Here is a 21,947-nt window from a genome sequence, read left to right as displayed (position 1 = left end):
CACGTGATGTTCGACAAGGTCACCGCCCAGATCGGCCAGGCCGCCCGTTTCAGCGAGCCCGAACAGTGGCGGTAGGACGGGGAGCACGCGCACACCCGTGTCCCTGGCCAGGGCGTGTCAGGTCCCGCTGGACGAGATCGTCGGCGCCCCTGAAGAGGCCGGCCCGCGGGTCCGTCCGCGGCCCTTCACTCACCACGGCATGACCGTGATCCCGCTGAGCCGCCCGCCCGGCGGACTCCAGGCGATCCTTCCCGCGGGCCCGACCGGACTGGAGCCCGAACCCCGGCCGCACGAGGGTTACCACTGACGGTACGTCCTCGGCGGGCGGCTGCGTGTCGTGCTCGGCGACCAGGATCTCGTCCTCACCAGCGGGGAAGTGGCCGAATTCCTCAGCATCCTCGGCCCGCAGAACGAACGCTTCCGCGTCAGAGCCCGCTGCCGCCCGGCCTGACGCCGGGCGGCGGCAGCAGTTCGGTGCGGAAACGCGGCGCCAACTCCTGGGCCTTGGCGACGAAAGCGGCCTGGGCCGCCGCGTCGAGCGGCTGCGGCGGCTGCGTCCTGGTCGCGACCGGCTCGCCGACGAGCGTGAAGAACTCGTCCTGCCCAGCCGGGGCGCACATGCACAGCAGCCGTGCGGGACCCTCGCCGGCGTTGCGGAAGCCGTGCGGGGAGTTGGCGGGCACATTGATCGTCTCGCCCGCCCGCGCGATCAGTTTCTCGCCGCGGAAGGTCACCTCGACCTCGCCTTCGAGGACGGAGAACATCTCCTCGAAGTCGTGCCGGTGCGGCGGCGGTCCGCCGCCAGGCGGGACGTGCATGTCGATCAGCGTGTATGCGCCGTTCGTGTCGCTGCCCGCGATCAGGATCGTGTACGTGTCCCCGACCAGGCCCAGGTGCGGCAGCCTCTGGTCGTGGTCGGGGCGGGCGACGGTGAGGCGGCGATTCGGATCGTCCGCCGGGACCGGGGTCGAGGTCGGTGCGGAAGCGGGGTCGGGCGGGATCGGGTCCTGCGTCATGGGGTCTCCTCACGCTCAGCTATTCGGAGGAATTCATCCGTTTAAGTGTAGCGAGGTCGGGCCGCCCGTGCGGCCGTGAGGGGGTTCAATGACGGGATGACCTCCGCGCCCTCCCCGCGCGCGTCCCGGCGTGAGCCGCGCAGTGACGCGTTGCGCAACCACCAGGAACTGATCCGGGCCGCGACGGCGGCCGTCCACCGCGAAGGGCCGCGCGTCCCCCTGGGGACGATCGCGGCGGACGCCGGTGTCGGCATCGGCACGCTCTACCGGCACTTCGCGACCCGCGAGGACCTGCTGAGCCACCTGACGCACCGCTCCTTCGAGCAGGTACTCGCCAACGCGCGCGCCGCCGAGCGCGACGGGGCGACCCCCGCCGAGTGCCTGCGGCTGTTCATCGACGCCGCGATCAGCCAGCGCAACGAACTGGTGCTGCCGCTGCACGGCGGACCGCAGCCGACCGCGGAGACGACCCTCGCCGTACGCGACGAGGTCCACGACATCGTGCGGCGGATCATCGAGCGCGGTGTGGCCGACGCGAGCCTCCTTCCCGGTGTCACCCCGCACGAGGTCGTCGTCTTCGGCGCCATGCTGGCCCAGCCCCGGCCGTCCGACCCGGACTGGGACGCCACCTGCCGCCGCCTTCTCGCGACCTATCTGCGGGGCCTGCGGCGCGAGCCGTGACTGACCCGCGATGACCCCGCGCGCCTTCGCCGGCGGAAAACCACAGGCCGCACGGCGGCCCGACTGCCTATATTCCTGGCCATGCCCCAGATCGAACTGCTCCACCCGGACCACTCCCCCGCCCTGCTCACCTTCGAGCGGGAGAACCGGGCCTACTTCGCCGCGACGATCCCCGACCGGGGGGACGACTTCTTCGCCCGCTTCGACGACCACCTCCGCGACCGGCTGGCCGAGCAGGAGAGCGGCACCTGCTACTTCCACGTCGTGACCGGTCCCGAGGGCGATGTCCTCGGCCGGATCAATCTCGTCGACGTCGCCGACGGCGGCGCCGACCTCGGCTACCGGATCGCCGAACGCGCCGCGGGCCGGGGTCTTGCCACCTGGGCGGTACGGGAACTGTGCCGCACGGCCGCCGCCGACTACGGGCTGACCGTCCTGCGCGCCGGAACCACCCTCGACAACGCGGCCTCCCGAGCCGTCCTGGCCCGTACGGGCTTCACCGTCGTCGGCGAGCGCCAGTTCTCCGGCCGCCCCGGTCTGACGTACCGCCGCGCCCTCACGCCGTAGCGGACGGGGAGAGCTGTTCGCGCACCCACGCGGGATCGGGGTTGGTGTACGGCCGGCCCGCGACGACGACGGTCGGGACGGTCTCGTTGCCCTCGTTGACCGCCCTCACCGCTTCCGCCGCGGCCGGGTCACGCCAGATGTCTACCCAGTACAACCGGCGGGCGCTGCGGCCGAGTCGGAAGCGCAGGCGCAGGCAGAATCCGCAGCCCGGCCGCCAGTAGACGATCGGGCGGCCGTCGGCGGCGCTGAGGCGTCGCGCCTCGGACGCGCCGATCGACCGGGGGAAGACCAGAGGCGAACTCAGCCCCGCGAGCAGCACGAAAGCCAGCAGAAAGGTCACGGCCTCGCCGGGGCTCCCATCGAGGATCGGCCCGGTCGCGGCTGCCGCGCCGCAGAGCACCAGCAGCATCGGCAGGAACCACGCACGCATCATGGTCAGGCAGCCTATCGGTGCGGTGAACCGCCTCGCGGATCAGGCCGCGGCTCGCCCGCACACGCGCGGGCCGGTTTCACATGTGCCGGCCGTGGTGGTCCACGACGGCGGTGAGGAGCCGGGCCAACTCGGCGCGCTCCGGTTCGGTCAGCGGGGCGAGCACCTGGTCCTCCACCTCGGTCAGCAGGCTGTCGAGCTTCAGGAGCCGGCGGCGGCCCGGCTCGGTGAGCGCGATGATGTTCTGCCTGCGGTCGGCGGGGTTGGGTGAGCGTTCGAGCAGCCCGCTTTCGGCCAGTTCGTTGACGACCGCGACCATGTCGCTGCGGTAGATGCCCGTACGGCCGCTCAGTTCGGCCTGACTGGCGGGCCCGAACTCCTCCAGGGTGGCGAGCACCGCGTAGTGCCATTTGCGGGCGCCCTCCCGCGTCAGCTCCTCGTTCACCAGGCGGTCCGACCGGATCGCGGCGAGCGACAGGAGCCGGGTCCGCAGATTCCGCAGCCGCGCCGCGGTGGCCCCGGTGGCCTGCGGCGGGGTCGGAGGTGCGGTCGGAGGTGCGGTCGGGGGTGCCGTGTCACGCGTGCCGTCGCTCATGCCGCGATCATACTCTTTGCGTTAGTGCCACTAACGGATTATCGTCGGCACCAAGTAACCGTTAGTGTGACTAGCGATGCGGAGAAGCGTCATGCCCGTGACGAACGTGCTCGATTCGACGATGTTCCACGAGGAGACGGGAGACGGCACTCCCGTCGTCTTCCTGCACGGCAACCCCGGCTCGTCCCACCTGTGGCGCAAGGTGCTGCCCGCGATCGATCTGCCCGCCCGCCTGCTCGCGCCCGACCTGATCGGCATGGGCCGCTCGGGCAAGCCCGACGTGCCGTACCGGTTCGCCGACCACGCGCGCTACGTGGACGCGTGGTTCGACCGACTGGAGCTGGACAAGGCGGTGCTCGTCGGCCACGACTGGGGCGGGGCCCTCGCCTTCGACTGGGCGGCCCGCCACCCCGACCGGGTCCTGGGCGTTGCCTTCTTCGAGACCGTCGTGCGGCCGATGTCCTGGAGCGAGTTGGGCGAGGGACCGCGCTCGCGCGCCGAGACCATGCGCGGGCCGCGGGGCGAAGCCCTGGTGCTCGACCGGAACGTCTTCCTGGAGTCGGCCTTCACCGGCGGGGTGCTGAACCCGTTGGGCGAGGACGACCTGCGGGCCTACCGGGCGCCGTACCCGACGCCGGAGAGCCGCCGCCCGATCCTCGCATGGGCCCGCTCACTGCCGCTGGACGGCGAACCGGCCGATGTCACCGAGCGCGTCGAGCGGTACGACAAGTGGCTCGCGAGCAGCGATCGGGTCCCCAAGCTGCTGCTCACCTTCGACTCCTCGCCCACCTTGCTGATCGGCGCGGAGACGGCGGACTGGTGCGCGGCGAACATCGCGGCCCTGGAGACCCGGCACTGCGGTCCCGCCGGGCACCACGCGCCGGAGGACCAGCCGCGGGCCATCGCGGACGCGGTCACCGCGTGGGCGCGGCGGCACGCGGTGGCTACCGGCCGCTGACCGCGCGGCCCGGCCATTCCCGCCCCGCGTCCGGACGGGAAGTCAGTCGCGCCCGGCGGCCTCGTGTCAGCGGGGTGCGGTGGCGATCGGGACGACGACCGGACCGGCCACGGACGCCGCTCGAGCCGCGACCGTATCAGCGTCCCCGTCCGTATGCGCGCCCTACTGCGGTCGCCGGGCCGAAGAGCTCTCCGCCCGCCCTTCGAGGTAGGCCAGTACGGCCAGGACCCGGCGGTGGCCGCTGTCGCTCGGCGGCAGTCCGAGCTTCAGGAAGACATTGCCGATGTGCTTGCTGACCGAGCGCTCGGTGACCACGAGGGCTTTGGCGATGGTGGTGTTGTCGCGGCCCTCCGCCATCAGTGCGAGGACTTCGCGTTCGCGCCGGGTCAGCGAGTCCAGCGGCGAGTCCCGGCGCCGGGTGAGGAGTTCGGTCACCACCTCGGGGTCCAGCGCCGTACCGCCGGCCGCGACCCGCTCCAGCGCGTCGAGGAATTCGTCGACCCGGCCCACCCGGTCCTTGAGCAGATAGCCCACCCCGCTCGCGCCGCCGCCCAGCAACTCGGCGGCGTAGGACTCCTCGACGTACTGCGAGAGCACCAGCACCGGCAGTCCGGGGATCTCACGGCGGGCCGCGAGCGCCGCGCGCAGGCCCTCGTCCCGGAAACCGGGCGGCATCCGGACGTCGAGCACGGCGATGTCCGGGCGGTGTTCGAGCAGCGCGGGCAGCACCTCGGGGCCGGCGCCGACGACTTCGACCACCTCGTGCCCCGAGGAGGTGAGCAGCAGGACGAGCCCTTGGCGCAGCAGCGCGTTGTCCTCGGCGATCACCACACGCACGGCAACTCCACCTGGATGACGGTCGGTCCGCCGACCGGACTGGACACGATGACGTCGCCGTCGAGCGCGGCGACCCGGCGGCGTACGCCGAGCAGACCCGAGCCGCCGTGCTCCCCGCTCGCCGTCCGCTCGTCCACGCCGCCGCGGCCTTCGTCGCGAACGACGACCCTCAATCCGGCGGCGAAGCGGGTGAGTTGGACCGACGCGCGGTCGGCGCCGCTGTGCTTGGCCGCGTTCGTGAGCGCTTCGGCCACGACGAAGTAGGCGGCGGCTTCGACGGCGGCGGGGGCGCGCACGGACGCCGGACCGTCCGCGTCCGCGATGTCCACGGTGACGTCGAGCCCGCTGCTCGCGGCCAACGCGCGTACGGCACCGGTCAGGCCCCGGTCGGTGAGGATCGGCGGGTGGATGCCGCGGACGACGTGCCGCAGTTCGGCCAGCGCCTCCTCCGCCTGGTCCTGGGCGTCGTCGAGAAGCCGCAGCGCGGCCTGCGGATCATGCGCGTAGGCCCGTTTCGCCAGGCCGATCCGCATGGACAGCGAGACCAGCCGCGCTTGCGTGCCGTCGTGCAAGTCCCTTTCGATGCGCCGCAGTTCGGCGCCGTGCGCGGCGATCGCACCGGCCCGTGTCTCGGTCAGCTCCTCGACGCGCTCGGCCAGCCGAGCCTTGGGTGACGGCGTGAGCAGGGCGCGCGACCAGGCGGCGTCCAGGTCCGCGAGGCGGCTGATCAGCGGGAGGACGACCGCCCTGCGGCCGAGCAGGCCGCACCCCACACCGTCCACGAGCAGTCCGAGCGGCCACAGAACCAGCGTCCCGACGCCCAGGAATCCGTAGCCGTATTGCGCGACCATCCAGCGCAGGTCGGTGTACGTGCCGGGGTCGTGGACGACGGTGCGCAGGCGGAGCCGGAGCGGCCCGTCGATCGGCGGATACGCCTCGGGAATCTCACGACCAGTCCAGCCGCCGACGAGGCGGCGCTTCGATCCGGCGATCCGCCGTATCAGCAGCACGGTCTCGGGAAGCAGACCGGCCCCGACCACGGCGAGCGTGCCGACGGCCGCGATCAGCAGCACGGTGATGAAGAGGATCGAGCCCATGGCCAGCACGGCGGCCTTGGCGAGCGCGGCCGTGGCCCGCGCGCCGCGCCGCACCACGGCCCACAGGCCGGCCGGGGCAGGACGTCGTTCTCCGGTGCGGGCAGCCGCGTCACCGCTTCGGGAGAGCGGTCCGCCGTGGTGGTCGGCGCGCGACGTCGGTGCCGACCGCACGCGGTCGCGGCTCTCCCCGCGGAAGGACGTGCTCATCAGAGGTCCGCCCTCAGACCGAGGGCTGGACGGCCACGTCGTCCTCGGCGAGCGCCAGGAAGTCGTCCTCGGCGTGGGCGACGAAGTCGTCGACCATCCGGTGGAACAGCGTCGCGAGCTGCCCGAGATCCTCGGGCGACCAGTCCGACAGCGCCATCTGCATGCCCCGGCGATTCGCCTCCCGGATACGGCCGACCGCTTCCCTGCCCGGCGCGGTGAGCCGGATCCGCTGCGCGCGACGGTCCTCGGGGTCGGGGATTCGTGCGACGTAGCCGGTTCTCTCCAGCTGCTGCACCTGCCGGGTGATGTGCGACGCCTCCACCGACAGCCGGGCCGCGATCTCGCCGGACCGCAGCGGCTCGGACTCGGCGATCTGCTGGAGCACCGCCACCGCGGCGCGGTCCAGCGGCAGCCCCACCAGTGTCATCAGGCGTTCGTGCTGCCGGGCCCGGGTGCTCAGGTAGGTGATGCGGCTGAAGGCCCGCGCGATCTCGGCCACGTGCGTGGAGACAGGGTCCGCAGACGGTGTGGGTGTGGGCATGTGACCACATTAACCCCTACTTGCCTCACTCAAGTAATCTGCCGCCTCCCCCGCGCTACGGCCCGCTCCGCCCACCCCTCATGAACTTGCTTAAGTCAATCAATCTGCCTACGCTTGCGTAAGTCAAACACATCCGAGCGTTCCCCACGGAGGCACTCCCATGTCCGACGCCCTAGTCCGATCCGCCGAGGCCGGGAGTCCTCCCCCGGCGCGGTCGTCCGCCGTGGTGGCGGTACTGGCCCTCGCCGGGATCGTCGTGTCGCTGATGCAGACCCTTGTCATCCCGATCGTTCCCGAGCTGCCCCGTTACCTGCACGCGTCGGCGTCGAACACGATCTGGGCGGTGACCGCCACGCTGCTGGCCGCGGCCGTCGCCACGCCGGTCGCGGGACGCCTCGGCGACATGTACGGCAAGCGCCGCATGCTGCTCACCAGCCTCGCGCTGCTGGTGACCGGCTCGGTGGTCTGCGCGCTCAGCGACTCCCTGGTGCCGATGATCATCGGGCGCACCTTGCAGGGCCTTGCCGCGGCGGTCGTCCCGCTCGGCATCAGCATCATGCGCGACGTGCTGCCCGCGGAGAAGCTCACCGGGTCGACGGCGCTGATGAGCGCGTCGCTCGGGGTGGGCGGCGCGCTCGGTCTGCCCACCGCCGCCTTCGTCGCGGACAAGTTCGACTGGCACCTGCTGTTCTGGCTCTCGGCCGCGCTCGGCGCCGTCGCCGCCGTGCTGGTGACGGTGGCGGTGCCCGAGTCCAAGGTCCGTACCGGCGGGCGCTTCGACCTGATCGGCTCCCTCGGGATGGCGGCGGGGCTGGTGTCGCTGCTGCTGGCCGTCTCCAAGGGCGGTGACTGGGGCTGGGCCAGCCCCACCGTCCTCGGCCTGCTCGTGGCGGCCGTCGTGATCCTGGTGGCCTGGGGCCTGTTCGAGTTGCGCACCGCCCAGCCGCTGGTGGACCTGCGCACCACGGCCCGCCGCCAGGTCCTGCTCACCAACCTGGCGTCGGTGGCGTTCGGCTTCTCGATGTTCGCGATGTCCCTGGTCCTGCCCCAACTGCTGCAACTCCCCCAGGCCACCGGGTACGGCCTGGGCAAGTCGATGCTGACCGTCGGCCTGGTGCTGGCCCCGCAGGGCCTGGTCATGATGGCCATGGCCCCGCTGTCCGCCGCCATCACCAGGACCAAGGGCCCGAAGATCACCCTGATGGTGGGCGCCGTCATCGTCGCCGCCGGATATCTGCTCAACATCGTGCTGATGTCCCAGGTCTGGCACCTCGTCCTGGTCTCCTGCGTCATCGGCGCCGGTATCGGCTTCGCCTACGGCGCGATGCCCGCGCTCATCATGGGCGCCGTGCCGCCGTCCGAGACCGCCGCCGCCAACAGCCTCAACACCCTGATGCGGTCGATCGGTACGTCCTTCGCGAGCGCTCTCGCCGGTGTCGTCCTCGCCCAGATGACCACCGACTTCGGGTCCGCCGCGCTGCCTTCGGAGAACGCCTTCAAGGTCATCATGGCCATCGGGGCCGGCGCCGCCCTCCTCGCCCTGGCCGTCGCCGCGTTCATCCCCCGCCACCGGCCGGCCGCCACGCCGACTCCGGCGACCACGTCCGCCGAACCGGCGCAGGCCCCCGCGTAAGAAGGCCACCGCCGAGGGTGGAGCGGGCTACACCCTCGGTTCGGGAGGGTGCTCCCTCGTGGTCGCGGCCGGCGGACGGAAAGGTGGAGGACACCAGCGCGCGCCTCTTGAACGCCCCTTTGAGCAGGGGCGATCTCAGGGGCGCGGCGGCTGTTCCTCATTTTCCGAATGATCCGACGTGAATCGCTGACGCGGAGGCACCTCTCCCCATGGCAACTGTCCTTTATCACCTGGGCCGTACGGCCTTCCGCCGGCGCTGGTGGGTCGCCCTGCTGTGGGTGGCCGTGCTGGCCGTCGCGGGATTCGCCGCAACCCGGGCCGACTCGGCGCCCGACGAGGGCTTCACGACTCCGGGCGTCGAGTCCCAGAAGGCGTTCGACCTGATGGACCAGCGCTTCCCCGGTGCCGCGGCCGACGGCGCGAGCGCCAGGATCGTCTTCGTCGCCCCGCGGGGCGAGCGGGTGACCGCCGCCCAGAACAAGGCGGCGGTCGAGCAGGTCGTCCACGAGGCCGAGGCCGGTTCGCAGGTCGCGACCGTGGTCGACCCGTTCCGGGCGGAGGCGGTCAGCCAGGACGCGACGACGGCGTACGCGACCGTCACCTTCACGGTGAAGGCCGACGATCTCACCGACGCGAGCAAGACCCGGCTGGAGACCGCCGTCGAACAGGCGCGGTCCCAGGGCCTGACCGTCGAGGTCGGCGGAAACGCGCTGGCGACGCAGCCGGGCGCGGGCGGCTCGTCCGAGGCGATCGGCATCGCCATCGCCGCCGTGGTGCTGCTGATCACCTTCGGGTCGATGGCCGCGGCCGGACTCCCGCTGCTCACCGCGGTCCTGGGCGTGGGGATCAGCATGACCGCGATCACGGCCCTGGCCACCACCTTCGGCCTGTCGGGCACCAGCGGAACCCTGGCCACGATGCTCGGTCTGGCCTGCGGTATCGACTACGCCCTGTTCGTCGTCTCCCGCTACCGCGAGGAGCGCGCCAAGGGCCACGGTCCCCGGCAGGCGGCGGGCCTGGCCACCGGTACGGCGGGAGCGGCGGTGGTCTTCGCCGGGCTGACGGTGGTGATCGCTCTCGCGGGCCTGTTCGTCGTGGGCATTCCGGTGCTCACCACGATGGGGCTGGCCGCCGCGGGCGCGGTCCTCGTCGGCGTCCTCATCTCGCTCACCCTGGTCCCGGCGCTCCTCGGATTCTGGCCGGACGCCGTGCTGTCGCGCGGTGCGCGCAAGGGGCGACAGCGCGGTCCGCGCGAGAGGAAGGACAACGGCGGCTCGCGGTGGGCCCGCCTCGTGGTGCGCCACCCGCTGCCGGTCCTGCTGCTGGGCGTCGCCGGTCTGGGCGCGATCGCCGTACCCATGACGCAACTCCAGCTCGGCATGCCGGGTGACGAGGCCAAGTCCACGTCCACCACGGAGCGCCGCGCCTACGACGACCTCGCGCAGGGCTTCGGCCCCGGATTCAACGGGCCGCTGACGATCGTCGTGGACGCCAAGGGCGCCGACGAGCCGAAGGCCGCCGTGTCCACGATCTCCCGGCAGATCGCGACGACCGAAGGCGTCGTCTCCGTCTCCCCCGCCCGCTTCAACCAGGCTGGTGACACCGCGGTGTTCTCGGCCACGCCGTCCACCAGTCCTACGGACGAGAGGACGAAGGAGCTGGTCAAGGCCATTCGCGGCGAACGCGCCGGGATCGAGTCGCGGGCCGGGGCGAGTTTCGAGGTCACCGGCTCGACCGCGCTGAACATCGATGTCGCGGAGAAGGTCCAGGGGGCGCTGGTCCCCTACCTCGCGGTCGTGGTGAGCCTGGCGATCGTGCTGCTGCTCCTGGTCTTCCGCTCCCTCCTGATCCCGCTCAAGGCGGCGGGCGGCTTCCTGCTCTCGGTACTGGCCGCGCTCGGCGCGGTGGTCGCGGTCTTCCAGCAGGGGCACGGCGCCGGGCTGCTCGGCGTGGAGCAGACCGGTCCGATCATGAGCATGATGCCGATCTTCCTGGTCGGCATCGTCTTCGGCCTGGCGATGGACTACGAGGTCTTCCTCGTCTCCCGGGTCCGGGAGGCGTACGTCGGCGGCGAACAGCCGGACGCGGCGGTGGTCTCCGGCTTCCGGCACAGCGCGCGGGTGGTCGTGGCCGCCGCGCTCATCATGACGGCGGTGTTCTCCGGCTTCATCGGCGCGGGCGAGTCAATGATCAAGATGATCGGGTTCGGGCTGGCCGTCGCGGTGCTGTTCGACGCCTTCGTCGTCCGCATGGCGATCGTGCCCGCCGTCCTGTCCCTGCTGGGCGACAGGGCCTGGTACCTGCCGCGCTGGCTGGACCGGGCGCTCCCCGACATCGACGTCGAGGGCGCGAAGCTCGGCGCCGAGGTCGCCGCGGAGGCGACGGGCGCCTGCGACGTGGGCCAGGTCGAGGCCGAGCGGCCGGTCCCGATCCGCTGACGGCCCTCAGACGTAACGGAGTTGACGCCCGTCCGGTCGGCGGACGCATCGTTTCGGCCGCGATACGGCGACGCCGCCGCGCGCGTGGACCGCGTGACGTCCCGGAGCCCCAGGTGAGCGGGAACGACACGTCCGCTCATACTGGGGCGACCGCGGACCCCGCACACCTGGAGAAGTCACGTGATCGTCGTCGGCCTCATGTCGGGCACCTCGATGGACGGCCTGGATGTCGCCGTCGGTGAGTTCGGGTTCGACGGGGAGGTGCTGACGCTGCGGCCGCTCGGGGCCGAGGAGTACCCGTGGCCGCCCGAGACGCGGGAGCGACTGCTCGGGCTGCTGCCGCCGTCCGCTGTCGGGCTCGCCGAGGTGTGCGAGGTGGACACGCTGGTGGGGCAGGCGTCCGCGGCGGCGGTCGGCCGGGCGATCGAGCGGTTCTCGGCCGGCCGGGCCGACCTCGTGGCCTCGCACGGCCAGACGGTGTTCCACTGGATCACCGACGGCCGCGCCCTGGGCACCCTGCAACTCGGCCAGCCCGCGTGGATCACCGAGGCGACCGGGCTGCCCGTGGTCTCGGACGTACGGGCCCGCGACATCGCCGCGGGCGGCCAGGGCGCGCCGCTCGCCAGCACGCTGGACACGCTGTGGCTCGCGGACGACGCGTCGGCCGGGACCGTACCGACCCGCCGCGCGGCTCTGAACCTCGGCGGCATCGCCAATGTGACGGTGGTCGGCGGCCGGGACGAGCCCGTCGTCGCCTTCGACACCGGCCCGGCCAACTGCCTGCTCGACGCCGCCGCCCACCGCATCACCGGGGGCCGGGCCGGGAGCGACCTCGACGGCCGCCTCGCGCTGGCCGGGACCGTACGCGCGGACCTGCTGGCCCGGCTGCTGGACGAGCCGTACTACCTGCGGGAGGCGCCGAAGTCCACCGGCCGCGAGCTGTTCAGGGCCGACTACGTCGAGCCGCGGTGCGCGGGACTGCCGCCGGTGTCCGACGAGGATCTGATGGCGACGCTGACGGAACTGACGGCCGTCACCGTCGCGGACGCCTGCCGCCGGTACGGGCTCACCGAGGTCGTCGCCTCCGGGGGCGGGGTGCGCAATCCGGCGCTGATGGCGGCGCTGCGCGAGCGGCTGAGCCCCGCGGTACTGGTCACCAGTGACGAGCGCGGGTTGCCGGCCGGCGACAAGGAGGCGTATCTGATGGCGCTGCTGGGCTTCCTCACCTGGCACGGGATTCCCGGTGTGGTCCCCGGCGCGACCGGCTCCGCGACCCCGCGGGTACTGGGCCGGATCACGCCGGGCGACGCGCCGCTCCGGCTGCCGGAACCGGCCCCGAGCCCGCGCCGCCTCGCCGTCCTGCCGCCGGTCTGAGCCGGATCGCGGTCCGCGCGGGGGGGGACACGCTGGTCGTGGCCGACGGTGTCGCCTTGTGCGTACCCCCGTTGAACCGGTGCGCCGATGAGGGGCCGTTCAGGCGCGGTCGTGGAGAGTGATCTGGTAGCCGTCGGGGTCGGCGAAGATGAAGGTCCGGCCTGCGAGCGGACGAGGCCGAGGTACTGCTCGTAGGTCGAACCGTGCGCCGGGTTCAGTGGTCCTCGGCCGACGCGCGCCGGCCGGGGTGCGGGTGCGGACGGCGCTGGTGCACCACGCCGTAGGTCTGCGCGAGCGCGGCGGTCGCGCGGTCGTACGAACGCTGGGCTATGCCGACGAACAGGCAGTCGACCACGGCCAGTTGGGCGATCCGGCTGGCCGTGGAACCGGACCGCAGGGGCATCTCGCGGACCGCGGTGGTGAGCACCAGGTCCGCGGACCGGGTGAGCAGCGAGCCCGCGAAGTTGGTGAGGGCGATGGTGGTCGCGCCGCGCTCGGCGGCGGCCTCCAGGGGGTCGACGGTGTCCACGGTGGCGCCGGAGTGGGAGATGCCGACCGCCACGTCGTTCTTGCCGAGCAGGGCGGCGGCGGTCAGCGCCGCGTGGGCGTCGGTCCAGATGAACGCCATGAGGCCGATGCGGTGAAGTTTCTGGTGCAGGTCCTGGCCGACGAAGCCGCTCGCCCCGATGCCGAAGATGTCGATCCTGCGGGCCTGGGATATCGCCCGCACGGCCAGTTCGAGGGTGTCGAGGTCGAGGTTGGCGCCGGTCTCCTCCAGCGCCCGCGCCTCGTTGTACACGATTTTGTCCACGACCTGGGCGAGGGTGTCCGCCTCGCTGATGTCGCCGCTGGCCCGTAGCCGGTCCGCGCTCTGCGCGTCCTCGCGCGCCGCCGCTCCGGCCAGCGCCACGCGCAGGTGCGGGTAGTTGCGCAGCCCGATCGTCCGGCAAAAGCGCATCACCGTCGTCACCGAGGTCTCCGCCTGCCCGGCCAGCGCCGTGCTGGACAGCCGCGCCGCCCCGGCCGGATCGCTCAGGATCGCCGCCGCGACCCGTTTCTCCGCGGGCTGGAGGGAGGGGACGGCGCCGCGGATCCTGACCAGTACGTCACCGGCGAGCGCGTCGTCGGGCGCCCGGTGCGCCGCGACCCCCGCGACGGGAGGGGCCGCCGCGGCCGGAGTGACCGCGGTGGACGCGTCCCGCGCGGTGGGCACGGGCGACAGTGCGCGCTTGGCCATGGCTTCCTCCAGATGACGTCAGCGACAGCGTAGCCCGGAGATGATGTTAAAAACGAACACTATGACCGCTGATCGCGGTAGTTATTGACGCGTCAGGCCGTCATCTCCATACTTGCCGAATCACCGCAGCCCAAGGGCGGTCCGCAGCCGGACCGTCCGGCCATGCCGTACGCCCGACGGGCGGGGCTGCGCGTACGGGGGACGGCGCCGCCGAGGTCCCCGTCCGACACCTCTGGCACCGCACCGCGAAGGAGACACAGCTCGATGAGATCTATGTGCAAGGCAGGCATTGCCGGGCTCACCGCGGCCGTCTTCCTGCTCACCGCGTGCGGGAACGACGGCTCGTCCTCCTCCTCCCCCTCCTCGGCCGACGGCAAGTCGCTGACCTGGTGGGTCATGAAGGGCACCAACCCGGACGCGACGGCCTTCTACGCCGCCGCGAAGAAGGAGTTCGCCGCCGAGACCGGCGCCACGTTGAAGATCCAGGAAGTGCAGTGGGCCGACGCCCACGACAAGCTGGTCCGCGCCTTCGCGGGCGGCGGCGGTCCCGACGTGTCGGAGATCGGCACCACCTGGACCCCGGAGTTCGCCGCCGCGGGCGGGCTCACCGACCTCACCCAGCAGATCGACTCGGCGGGCATCTCCAAGGACCTGATCCCCGCCCTGAAGGACTCCGCGACCTACGACGGCAAGCAGTACGGCGTCGGCTGGTACGCCGGTGTGCGGGCGATCATCTACCGCAAGGACGTCTTCACCGAGCTGGGTCTGAAGACCCCGGCCAACTGGGCCGAGCTCGAGCAGACCGTGAAGACGCTCAAGCAGAAGAAGCCCGACATGATGCCCATGCCGATCGCCGGCGCGAGTTCGTACGCCTCGGCGCCGTTCATCTGGGGTGCGGGAGGCGACTTCGCCAAGGACAGCGGCGGCAAGTGGACCGGCAGCCTCGACTCGCCGCAGGCTCGGGCGGGCCTGGAGTTCTACACCAACCTCGCGCTCAAGGACGACTCCTCCAGCGTCGGCGCCTCGACCTGGAAGGAGACCGACCTGCTCGACTCCTTCGTCAAGGGCAAGGCCGCCATGGTGATCCAGGGCAACTGGACCCCGAAGACCGCGGTCGCCACCGACCCCACCCTCAAGGACAAGATCGGCGCCTTCCCGATCCCGGGCAAGGACGGCGGCATCGCGCCCGCGTTCCTCGGCGGCTCCAACCTCGCGGTCCTCAAGACCAGCAAGAACCCGGACCTGGCCTGGAAGTTCATCAAGATGATGACCACCGGCGACCTCAGCAAGCAGTGGGCGGACCAGGCGGGTTACTTCCCCAGCACCACCACGCAGCTCAAGCAGTACGCCAACAGCCCCGACCCGCTGGTGGCGCCGTTCGCCAAGACGATGCTCGAAGCGGGCAAGAACGTGCCGAGCGCGCCGCAGTGGGGCGCCGTCGAGGGCGACCAGACCGTGACGCAGATGCTCCAGTCGATCCTCACCGGCACCTCGGTGCAGAAGGCCACCACGACAGCCTCCGACTCCATCACCAAGACGCTCCAGGGGAGCTGACGTGGAGGACGTCACCGTGACCGACGGCGTGCGCACCGTCCCCGCACCCGCGGAGGACGCGCGCCGTCCGGTCCGGCGCACGCCGCCGCTCGTGGCCCGGCTGCGGCCGTGGCTGCTGCTCGCCGCGCCGCTGGCCGTGATCGCGGCGCTGCTGCTCTACCCGATCGTGCGCGTCACCTATCTGTCGTTCCAGCGCTACGGCCTGAAGGAGATCATCTCCGGCCACCCGACGTACATCGGTGTGGACAACTACCGCGAGGCGCTGGCGGGCTCGTATCTGTGGCACACCGTGCTGCCGAACACCGTGCTCTTCGCGCTGGTCGCCGTCGCGGGCACCATCGTCTTCGGCACGCTGGTGGCGCTGCTGCTCCAGACGCTCGGTCCCAAGTCGCGTGCCGCCGTCATCGCCTCCGCGCTCGTCGCGTGGGCGCTGCCGGCGGTCACCGGCACCTACGTCTGGGTGTGGATCTTCGACCCGGACTCGGGCCTGGCCCGGCGGGTCTTCCAGAGTGTCGGCCTGCTCGGTCCCGACGGATACAACTGGTTCACCGACCGGCTGTCGTTCTACTCGATCGCCGAGCTGAACGTGATCCACCACAGCTACCCGTTCGTCGCCATCACCGTCTTCGCCGGGCTGACCACGGTGCCGCAGGAGCTGCACGAGGCGGCCCGGCTGGACGGCGCGAGCGCCTGGCAGCGGTTCTGGCACGTCACGGTGCCGGTGATGCGGCCGGTGTTCGCCGTGGTCACCGTGCTCTCGACGATCTGGGACTTCAAGGTCTTCACCCAGATCTACCTGATGCCGGGCGGCGCGGGTTCCAACCCCGACGTGCTCAACCTCGGTGTGTGGTCCTACATGAAGGCGATCAACCAGAACCAGTACGGGCTGGGCGCGGCCATCGCCGTCCTGCTCACCGTCGTACTGCTGGCGATCACCGCGGTGTACCTGCGGGTGCTGTTCAAAGAGGATGAGATCCGATGACTGCCAGATCCTCCAGCTGGGTCAGAACCGGCAAGTTCGCGGCCACGGCGCTGGTCCTGCTGTTCACGCTGTTCCCGGTGTACTTCATGCTCTCCACGGCCCTGAACGGGCGGGCGAGTTCGGGCACGGACAGCCTGTTCCCCACGCACTTCACGATGGGGCACTTCTCGAAGGTGATGTCCTCGGGGGCCTCGGGCGGCTTCGGCCGCTACATGGTCAACTCGGCGATCGTCACCGTGATCGTGGTGGTCGCCTCGGGTGTGCTCGCGCTGCTCGGCGCGGTCGCCATGGCGCGCTTCCGGTTCCGGCTGCGCACCACCGTGCTGGTGCTCATCCTCGTGGTGCAGATGCTGCCCGCCGAGGCGCTGGTCATCCCGCTGTTCCTTCAGATGAAGGACTTGCGGATGCTCAACTCGCTGCTGGGCCTGGCGGTTGTCTACACAGCCTTCGCGCTGCCGTTCGCGATCTGGAATCTGCGGGGCTTCGTGGCCGCGGTGCCGGTCGAGTTGGAGGAGGCCGCCTACCTGGACGGCTGCTCCTGGTGGCGGATGTTCCGCTCGGTCCTGCTGCCGCTGGTCGTGCCGGGACTCATCGCCACCAGCGCGTTCTCCTTCGTCCTGGCCTGGGAGGAGTTCACCTTCGCGCTGACCTTCCTGTCCGACCAGAACAGGATGACCGTCGGCGTCGGCCTCGCCGAATTCCTCGGCCAGAACACCAACGACTGGGGCGGCCTGATGGCGGCCTCCACGCTGGTGACGATTCCGGTCGTGATCGTCTTCGTGCTGGCCCAACGACGGCTGACCATGGGCCTGGTGGCCGGCGCCGTGAAGTGAGGACTCCATGTCATCTGTGAACACCGGGACCTCCGGGAGCACCACGAGCACGGCGCCCGCCGTGGACGAGCGGACCCGGCGCCTGGTGCACGCCGTCCTCATGCCGGGCTTCACCGGCACGTCGGCGCCGCCCTGGCTGCTCGACGCCCTGCGCGACGGCCTGGGCTCCGTGTGCTACTTCGGGCACAATCTGGAGTCGCCCGAGCAGACCGCGGCGCTGTCGGAGCGGATCCACGCGGCCGGGCGGGCGGTCGTCGCGATGGACGAGGAGGGCGGCGGTGTCACCCGGCTGCATGTGCGGGGCGGCTCTCCGCACGTCGGCGCGGCGGTGCTCGGCCGCGCCGACGACCTCGCGCTGACCGCGGCGGTCGCGCGCGGGATCGCCCGCGACGTACGGGCGGCGGGCATCGACCTGGCGCTCGCGCCGGTGGCGGACGTCAACTCCGACCCAGCCAACCCGGTGATCGGGGTGCGCTCCTTCGGCGCGGACCCCGGCCTGGTCGGCAAGCACACGGCCGCGTTCGTGACCGCGATGCAGGCCGAGGGGGTCGCGGCCTGCGCCAAGCACTTCCCCGGCCACGGCGACACGAAGGTCGACTCGCACGTGGGCCTGCCGGTCGTGGGGGTCGACCTGGAGACGCTGCGGAGCCGGGACCTCGTGCCGTTCGCGGGCGCGGTGGCGGCCGGGGTGCGCTGCGTGATGACCTCGCACATCGTCTTCCCCGCGCTGGACAGCGCGATGGCGACGGTCAGTCCCGCCGTCGTCGCCCTGCTCCGCGACGGTCTCGGCTTCGACGGCGTGATCGTCTCCGACGCGATCAGCATGCTGGCGGTCGCCGAGACCATCGGCTTCGCCGAGAGCGCGGTGCGGGCGCTGGCCGCGGGCGTCGACCTGGTGTGCCTGGGCAATCCGGGTCTGCCGCCGACCGGTGACACGCCCACCGACGAGGAAGAATTCCGCGCGGTGCTGGACGCGGTGACGCGAGCGGTCGCCGAGGGCCGCCTGCCGGTGGCCCGGCTCGAAGAGGCGGCGGCCCGGGTCCACGCCCTGGCGGACTGGACCCGAGGGGCCCGAGTGGCCCGGGGCGGCGACGTCTCGGAAGCGTCGGTGACGTCGGACGTCACCGACGCCAACGCCGCCGCGGCGCAGCGGGCGCTGCGCGTACGCGGACAGGTCGCCGGGTCGCTGAGCGGCGCGGTGCGCGTCGTGGACGTGCGCAGGCGACGCAATGTGGCGACCGGGCGGCTCTCCGACCTGGTCGCGGACGCCTTGCTCGAACGGCTGCCCGGCTCGACCGTCGAGGCGGTCTTCGCGCGGACGGCGACCGTCGAGGGCCGGGCCCAGGACGGGGACCTGGCACCGGGCGAGGCGCCGGACGACGCGGCCTCCCCCGGCGTCCCCGCCGATGTGGTCCTGGTCGGCACTCCCGGCAGTGACCCGGCCCAGGACGCGGCGCTCGCACGGCAGTTGGCGCTCTCCCCCGGCGCCGTCGTCGTGTGCCTCGGCTGGCCGGGCACCGACGACGCCCTGCCCGAGGCGCTCCACGCGGTCTTCACCCACGGCGAGTCTCTCCCCACCGCCCGCGCGGTCGCCGCGCTGCTCACCCGCTGACACCCGGCGGTCCTCGACCGGCGGTCCTCGACAGCGGGGCCGAGGACCGTGGGTGCTACGCGTGCGCGGCCGTGCGGCTGATACGGACGCGTTGGGCGATCAGGGCGAGGGCGCCGAAGACGATGACGGCCGCGCTGTAGACGACGGCGGTGCGGTGGAGGCCGACGTCGGTGGTGGCGAATCCGGCGACGACGGCGGGGATGCTGAAGGCGAGGTAGGAGATCACGAAGGCGACGGCGAAGAGTTCGCCGCGCTCGGCCGGTTCGGCGATCCGGGCGAGGGTGCCGAAGCTGGCCAGGCCCGCGGCGCCGAAGCCGACACCGGCGACGGCGGTGCCGAGGGCGGCCGTGGTGACCGATTCGGCCTGCACTCCGGCCAGGCCGACGGCGGTGCCGGTGACCAGCAGGGCGGCGCCGAGCGCGAGGGTGCGTTCGGTGGGCCAGCCGCGCAGGGCGAAGGCGGTGATCGAGGCCGGTCCGCACAGCAGGGTGACGACGAGTCCGCCGATGACGTGGCTGGACAGGCCGAACAGTCCCACGGCGACCGAGGGGCCGAGCGCGAGGTACAGCCCGCCGAGCGCCCAGCTCGCGACGAGGATCGGCACGAGTCCGACGAGGTCGGCGCGGAGCCGGGGGGCGACGCCGAGGCGCGGTTGCAGCGAGCGCGCCGCGCCGGGCCGCCGCTGCGAGGTCTCGGGCAGCAGGGAGACCAGCAGGCCCGCGAGCACCAGACCGGCGAGCAGGAGTACGTAGACCAGGCGGGTCGGGTGCGGGCCGTACTGCACCAGGAAGCCGCAGCCGAGCGCGCCCAGGCCGAGGCCGAAGGTGGGGGCGGCGCCGCTGATGACTCCGGCGCGGTGCGGTGCGTGCGGCGGGTTGAGGTCGACCAGGGTCGCGCCGAGTGTCGTCATGGCCGCGCCGGTGGCGATCCCCTGGACGAAGCGGGCCACCAGCAGCACGGAGACGTCTCCCGCGAGGATGAACAGCAGCATCGCGACGGCTTCGAGCGCGATGGCCGAGACGAGGACGGGGCGGCGGCCGATGTGGTCCGACAGCGCCCCGAGCACCAGCAGCGCGCCGATCATGCCGACGACGTACACCGCGAAGACGGTGGTCAGCATGGACGCGGAGAAGTTCCATTCGTGCTGGTAGACGACGTAGAGCGGGGACGGCGCGCTCGACGCCGCCATGAACAGGATGAAGATCGCGGCGATGGCGGCGAAGGCGGCGGGACGGCTCAGGCCGCGCCGCCGGGAGCCGTTCCCCGCGCCCGGTATCGCCACGGGCTCGGCGCCCCGGGACGTGACACCCGGGGACGCGGGGCTCTTCTCTTGGGGCGTCAGCGCGCCGGTCATACGACTCTCCGATTGCAGTGATCGTTGCGTTAGCGACGCTCATGCTAACGCAGCGATTGGTGCGATAATTTCCGCATGACCGAAGCAGTCCAGACCCGTCCCGGTGGCCGTTCCGCACGCGTACGGGCCGCCGTGCACCGGGCCGTCGAGGAATCGCTCACCACAGAACCGGGTGACGCGCTCACCATTCCCGCCGTCGCCGCGCGCGCCGGGGTGCACCCCACCACCGTCTACCGGCGCTGGGGTTCGGTGGCGCAACTCCTGGCCGACGTGGCGACCAGCAGGTTCAGCGGTGACATCGTCGTACCGGACTCCGGCTCGCTGGCCGGCGACCTGGAGCGGTGGATGGGCGACGTCGCCACCGACCTCGCCGACCCCGATGTGCTGGCCCTGATGCGCGCGGCCATCGGCTCGGGTCCGGAGGGCGGCTGCGCGTGCACGGCCGACCGGCACGACCAGCTCCGCGCGATCATCGAGCGGGAGCAGGCGCGCGGCGGGAACGTCCCGCCGCTGGAGCGTGCGGTCGACACGCTGCTCGGCCCGCTGTACTACCGCGCGATCTTCAGCGCCCGACCCGCTTCCAGCCAATGGGCGCGCGGCCTGGTCGCCACGCTCCTGGCGACCACGTAGCCGCGCGGGCCGGAGGTCACGTCACCACGATCGGGGAGCCTCCGGCGGCCAGGGTGATGTCGAGGGTCGCGGGATTCAGGACGTGGTCGCGTACGAGATAGCCCGCGCCCGCGATCCCGGCGCGGGACTTGTACCGGGTGGGCACGATGCGCAACTGACGGGTGGCCAGCGGAAGTGAGCGCTGGTAGATCACCTCGCGCACGCCCGCCAGCAGGTGGTCGCCTGTGGTGCCGAGCATGCCGCCGAGGACGATGACGTCGGGGTTGAGCAGGCTGGTGGCGTAGGCGACCATCTCGCCGAGGACGCGGCCCGCGGCCCGCAGGCTGGCGACGGCCTCGGTGTCGCCGCGCTTGACCTGCGTGACGACATAGCGCGCGTCGTGGCTGTCGCTGTGCTGGCGGCTGCGCAGGTCGCGGGCGAGGGCCCAGCCGCCGATCAGGGCCTCCAGGCAGCCGAGGTTCCCGCAGCGGCACTGGGGGTCGCCGAAGCCGCCGATGTGCGCGTGGCCGATGTCGCCCGCCGCGCCCTGGGCGCCGCGGTTGATCTGGCCGCCGATCACCATGCCGCTGCCCACCCCCGTACCGGCCTTGATGTAGAGCAGGTGAGGCTCGTCGCGCCAGAACCGCCGGTGCTCGGCCAGGGTCAGCAGATTGACGTCGTTGTCGATCAGGATCGGGACCTGCCAGGTCCTGCGCAGGTGGCCGCGGATGTCGTAGCCGTCCCAGCCGGACATGATCGACCAGCCGAGCACCTTGCCCGCGTCGTAGTCCACGGGCGCGGGCAGGCCGAGGCCGATGCCCGCCACCGGTATGTCGCCCAGCCCGGCCTGGACGATCATGTCGCGCACGGTCTCGGTGATCTTGTCGAGCAGGACGTCGGGGCCCTCGCCCAGGGCGAGTCGTTCGACCCGGTCGACCAGGATGTTGGTGTTGAGGTCGGTGACCGCGATACGGGTCCGCTCCTCGCCGATGTCCACGCCGATCATCAGCATCGCCGCGTGGTTGAGCTGGAGCGTCTTGGACGGCCGGCCGCGCGAGGGCACGTTCTCCGCGCCTTCGCGGATCAGGTCGGCGGCGAACAGCGCGTCGAGCCGCTGGCCGACCGTGGACCGGGACAGGCCCGTGACCTGGGTCAGGGCGGACCGCGTGCGGGCCTGGCCCGTGGTGATGAGTTCCAGGATTCTGCCCGGCCCCTCGTCGGCCCGCCATGGTGACGGGCCGCCTGGCGCCGTACCTGTCGTCCCTGTCGTCTCGGTCATCTCACTCCCGGTCTCGGACGTCGGCCAGAGCTTAGTGAAGCACGTTCTTTTGTCGATGGAAAGACAAAAGATAAATATTTCTGCTTGACAGCCAGTGAAACATTGCGAAATAT

At 71.9% G+C, this 21,947-nt stretch carries 21 protein-coding genes; 12 read left to right on the top strand and 9 right to left on the bottom strand.

Annotated features, from left to right (window positions below):
• Nucleotides 1-97: 97 nt before the first annotated feature.
• Nucleotides 98-307 (top strand): hypothetical protein, encoded by a 210-nt coding sequence (locus BGM09_RS38990; RefSeq protein WP_317452933.1) that lies wholly within the window; start codon nt 98-100, stop codon nt 305-307.
• Between the two features lie 118 nt (nt 308-425).
• On the opposite strand, the gene BGM09_RS28405 is transcribed toward BGM09_RS38990, so the two are convergent.
• The gene (locus BGM09_RS28405) at nt 426-1,016 is read right to left on the bottom strand and encodes a cupin domain-containing protein (protein ID WP_188284573.1); all 591 of its coding nucleotides are present in this window, start codon (nt 1,014-1,016) and stop codon (nt 426-428) included.
• Nucleotides 1,017-1,112: 96 nt separating this feature from the next.
• Here BGM09_RS28405 and BGM09_RS28400 point away from each other — a divergent pair, with 96 nt between their 5' ends.
• Both BGM09_RS28400 and BGM09_RS28395 read left to right on the top strand, forming a co-directional pair.
• Nucleotides 1,113-1,697 carry a TetR/AcrR family transcriptional regulator gene (locus BGM09_RS28400; RefSeq protein WP_188284572.1) on the top strand — a complete coding sequence of 195 codons (585 nt, stop codon included), beginning with the start codon at nt 1,113-1,115 and terminating at the stop codon, nt 1,695-1,697.
• An 81-nt stretch (nt 1,698-1,778) separates the two neighbouring features.
• Nucleotides 1,779-2,264, top strand: coding sequence for a GNAT family N-acetyltransferase (locus BGM09_RS28395; RefSeq protein ID WP_188284571.1), 486 nt, complete (start codon nt 1,779-1,781; stop codon nt 2,262-2,264).
• Here the strand turns inward: BGM09_RS28395 and BGM09_RS28390 are convergent.
• On the bottom strand, nt 2,254-2,697 hold the full coding sequence (locus tag BGM09_RS28390) for a glutaredoxin domain-containing protein (RefSeq protein WP_188284570.1): 444 nt from the start codon (nt 2,695-2,697) through the stop codon (nt 2,254-2,256). The two genes, BGM09_RS28395 and BGM09_RS28390, sit on opposite strands and share 11 nt — an antisense overlap.
• Before the next feature lie 76 nt (nt 2,698-2,773).
• On the bottom strand, nt 2,774-3,289 hold the full coding sequence (locus BGM09_RS28385; protein WP_188284569.1) for a MarR family winged helix-turn-helix transcriptional regulator: 516 nt from the start codon (nt 3,287-3,289) through the stop codon (nt 2,774-2,776).
• A gap of 91 nt (nt 3,290-3,380) precedes the next feature.
• Here BGM09_RS28385 and BGM09_RS28380 point away from each other — a divergent pair, with 91 nt between their 5' ends.
• Nucleotides 3,381-4,247: a haloalkane dehalogenase gene (locus BGM09_RS28380; protein ID WP_188284568.1), complete on the top strand. Its 867-nt coding sequence runs from the start codon at nt 3,381-3,383 to the stop codon at nt 4,245-4,247.
• Between the two features lie 162 nt (nt 4,248-4,409).
• Here the strand turns inward: BGM09_RS28380 and BGM09_RS28375 are convergent, their stop codons facing one another.
• The 3 genes from BGM09_RS28375 to BGM09_RS28365 all read right to left on the bottom strand — a co-directional run bounded on the left by BGM09_RS28375 (nt 4,410) and on the right by BGM09_RS28365 (nt 6,929).
• A complete protein-coding gene (locus tag BGM09_RS28375; RefSeq protein WP_188284567.1) occupies nt 4,410-5,084 on the bottom strand; it encodes a response regulator in 675 nt (224 codons plus the stop codon).
• Nucleotides 5,072-6,247 carry a sensor histidine kinase gene (locus tag BGM09_RS28370; RefSeq protein ID WP_188284583.1) on the bottom strand — a complete coding sequence of 392 codons (1,176 nt, stop codon included), beginning with the start codon at nt 6,245-6,247 and terminating at the stop codon, nt 5,072-5,074. The genes BGM09_RS28375 and BGM09_RS28370 overlap by 13 nt, the downstream gene beginning before the upstream one ends.
• 154 nt (nt 6,248-6,401) lie before the next feature.
• Entirely contained in the window at nt 6,402-6,929 is a 528-nt protein-coding gene (locus BGM09_RS28365) for a MarR family winged helix-turn-helix transcriptional regulator (RefSeq protein ID WP_188284566.1), read from the bottom strand.
• A 160-nt stretch (nt 6,930-7,089) separates the two neighbouring features.
• Here BGM09_RS28365 and BGM09_RS28360 point away from each other — a divergent pair, with 160 nt between their 5' ends.
• The 3 genes from BGM09_RS28360 (at nt 7,090) to BGM09_RS28350 (ending at nt 12,374) form a co-directional block, all read left to right on the top strand.
• Nucleotides 7,090-8,562 carry an MFS transporter gene (locus tag BGM09_RS28360; RefSeq protein WP_188284565.1) on the top strand — a complete coding sequence of 491 codons (1,473 nt, stop codon included), beginning with the start codon at nt 7,090-7,092 and terminating at the stop codon, nt 8,560-8,562.
• A gap of 209 nt (nt 8,563-8,771) precedes the next feature.
• Entirely contained in the window at nt 8,772-11,000 is a 2,229-nt protein-coding gene (locus BGM09_RS28355) for an MMPL family transporter (protein WP_188284564.1), read from the top strand.
• A gap of 180 nt (nt 11,001-11,180) precedes the next feature.
• Nucleotides 11,181-12,374, top strand: a complete 1,194-nt coding sequence (locus tag BGM09_RS28350; RefSeq protein ID WP_317452932.1) for an anhydro-N-acetylmuramic acid kinase — start codon at nt 11,181-11,183, stop codon at nt 12,372-12,374.
• Between the two features lie 214 nt (nt 12,375-12,588).
• Here BGM09_RS28350 and BGM09_RS28345 read toward each other — a convergent pair whose 3' ends face one another.
• A complete protein-coding gene (locus BGM09_RS28345; RefSeq protein WP_188284563.1) occupies nt 12,589-13,611 on the bottom strand; it encodes a MurR/RpiR family transcriptional regulator in 1,023 nt (340 codons plus the stop codon).
• 264 nt (nt 13,612-13,875) lie between these two features.
• Here BGM09_RS28345 and BGM09_RS28340 point away from each other — a divergent pair, with 264 nt between their 5' ends.
• From BGM09_RS28340 to BGM09_RS28325, 4 genes are read left to right on the top strand one after another with little or no spacing between them, the layout of a single operon-like run.
• Nucleotides 13,876-15,165 (top strand): sugar ABC transporter substrate-binding protein, encoded by a 1,290-nt coding sequence (locus tag BGM09_RS28340; RefSeq protein ID WP_188284562.1) that lies wholly within the window; start codon nt 13,876-13,878, stop codon nt 15,163-15,165.
• A gap of 1 nt (nt 15,166) precedes the next feature.
• Complete coding sequence (locus tag BGM09_RS28335; protein WP_317452931.1) at nt 15,167-16,147, top strand: sugar ABC transporter permease; 981 nt, start codon at nt 15,167-15,169, stop codon at nt 16,145-16,147.
• Nucleotides 16,144-16,980 carry a carbohydrate ABC transporter permease gene (locus tag BGM09_RS28330; RefSeq protein WP_188284561.1) on the top strand — a complete coding sequence of 279 codons (837 nt, stop codon included), beginning with the start codon at nt 16,144-16,146 and terminating at the stop codon, nt 16,978-16,980. The genes BGM09_RS28335 and BGM09_RS28330 overlap by 4 nt, the downstream gene beginning before the upstream one ends.
• A gap of 7 nt (nt 16,981-16,987) precedes the next feature.
• Nucleotides 16,988-18,592 carry a glycoside hydrolase family 3 N-terminal domain-containing protein gene (locus BGM09_RS28325; protein ID WP_188284560.1) on the top strand — a complete coding sequence of 535 codons (1,605 nt, stop codon included), beginning with the start codon at nt 16,988-16,990 and terminating at the stop codon, nt 18,590-18,592.
• Between the two features lie 55 nt (nt 18,593-18,647).
• On the opposite strand, the gene BGM09_RS28320 is transcribed toward BGM09_RS28325, so the two are convergent.
• A complete protein-coding gene (locus tag BGM09_RS28320; RefSeq protein ID WP_188284559.1) occupies nt 18,648-19,946 on the bottom strand; it encodes an MFS transporter in 1,299 nt (432 codons plus the stop codon).
• A 75-nt stretch (nt 19,947-20,021) separates the two neighbouring features.
• Between BGM09_RS28320 and BGM09_RS28315 the strand changes: the two genes are divergently transcribed.
• Nucleotides 20,022-20,576: a TetR/AcrR family transcriptional regulator gene (locus BGM09_RS28315; protein WP_188284558.1), complete on the top strand. Its 555-nt coding sequence runs from the start codon at nt 20,022-20,024 to the stop codon at nt 20,574-20,576.
• A gap of 16 nt (nt 20,577-20,592) precedes the next feature.
• Here the strand turns inward: BGM09_RS28315 and BGM09_RS28310 are convergent, their stop codons facing one another.
• Nucleotides 20,593-21,834 (bottom strand): ROK family transcriptional regulator, encoded by a 1,242-nt coding sequence (locus BGM09_RS28310; RefSeq protein ID WP_188284557.1) that lies wholly within the window; start codon nt 21,832-21,834, stop codon nt 20,593-20,595.
• Nucleotides 21,835-21,947: the final 113 nt, after the last annotated feature.

The organism is Streptomyces sp. CBMA29, from assembly GCF_014596445.1.
Lineage (GTDB): Bacteria > Actinomycetota > Actinomycetes > Streptomycetales > Streptomycetaceae > Actinacidiphila.
This window is presented reverse-complemented; position numbering and strand designations above follow the sequence as displayed.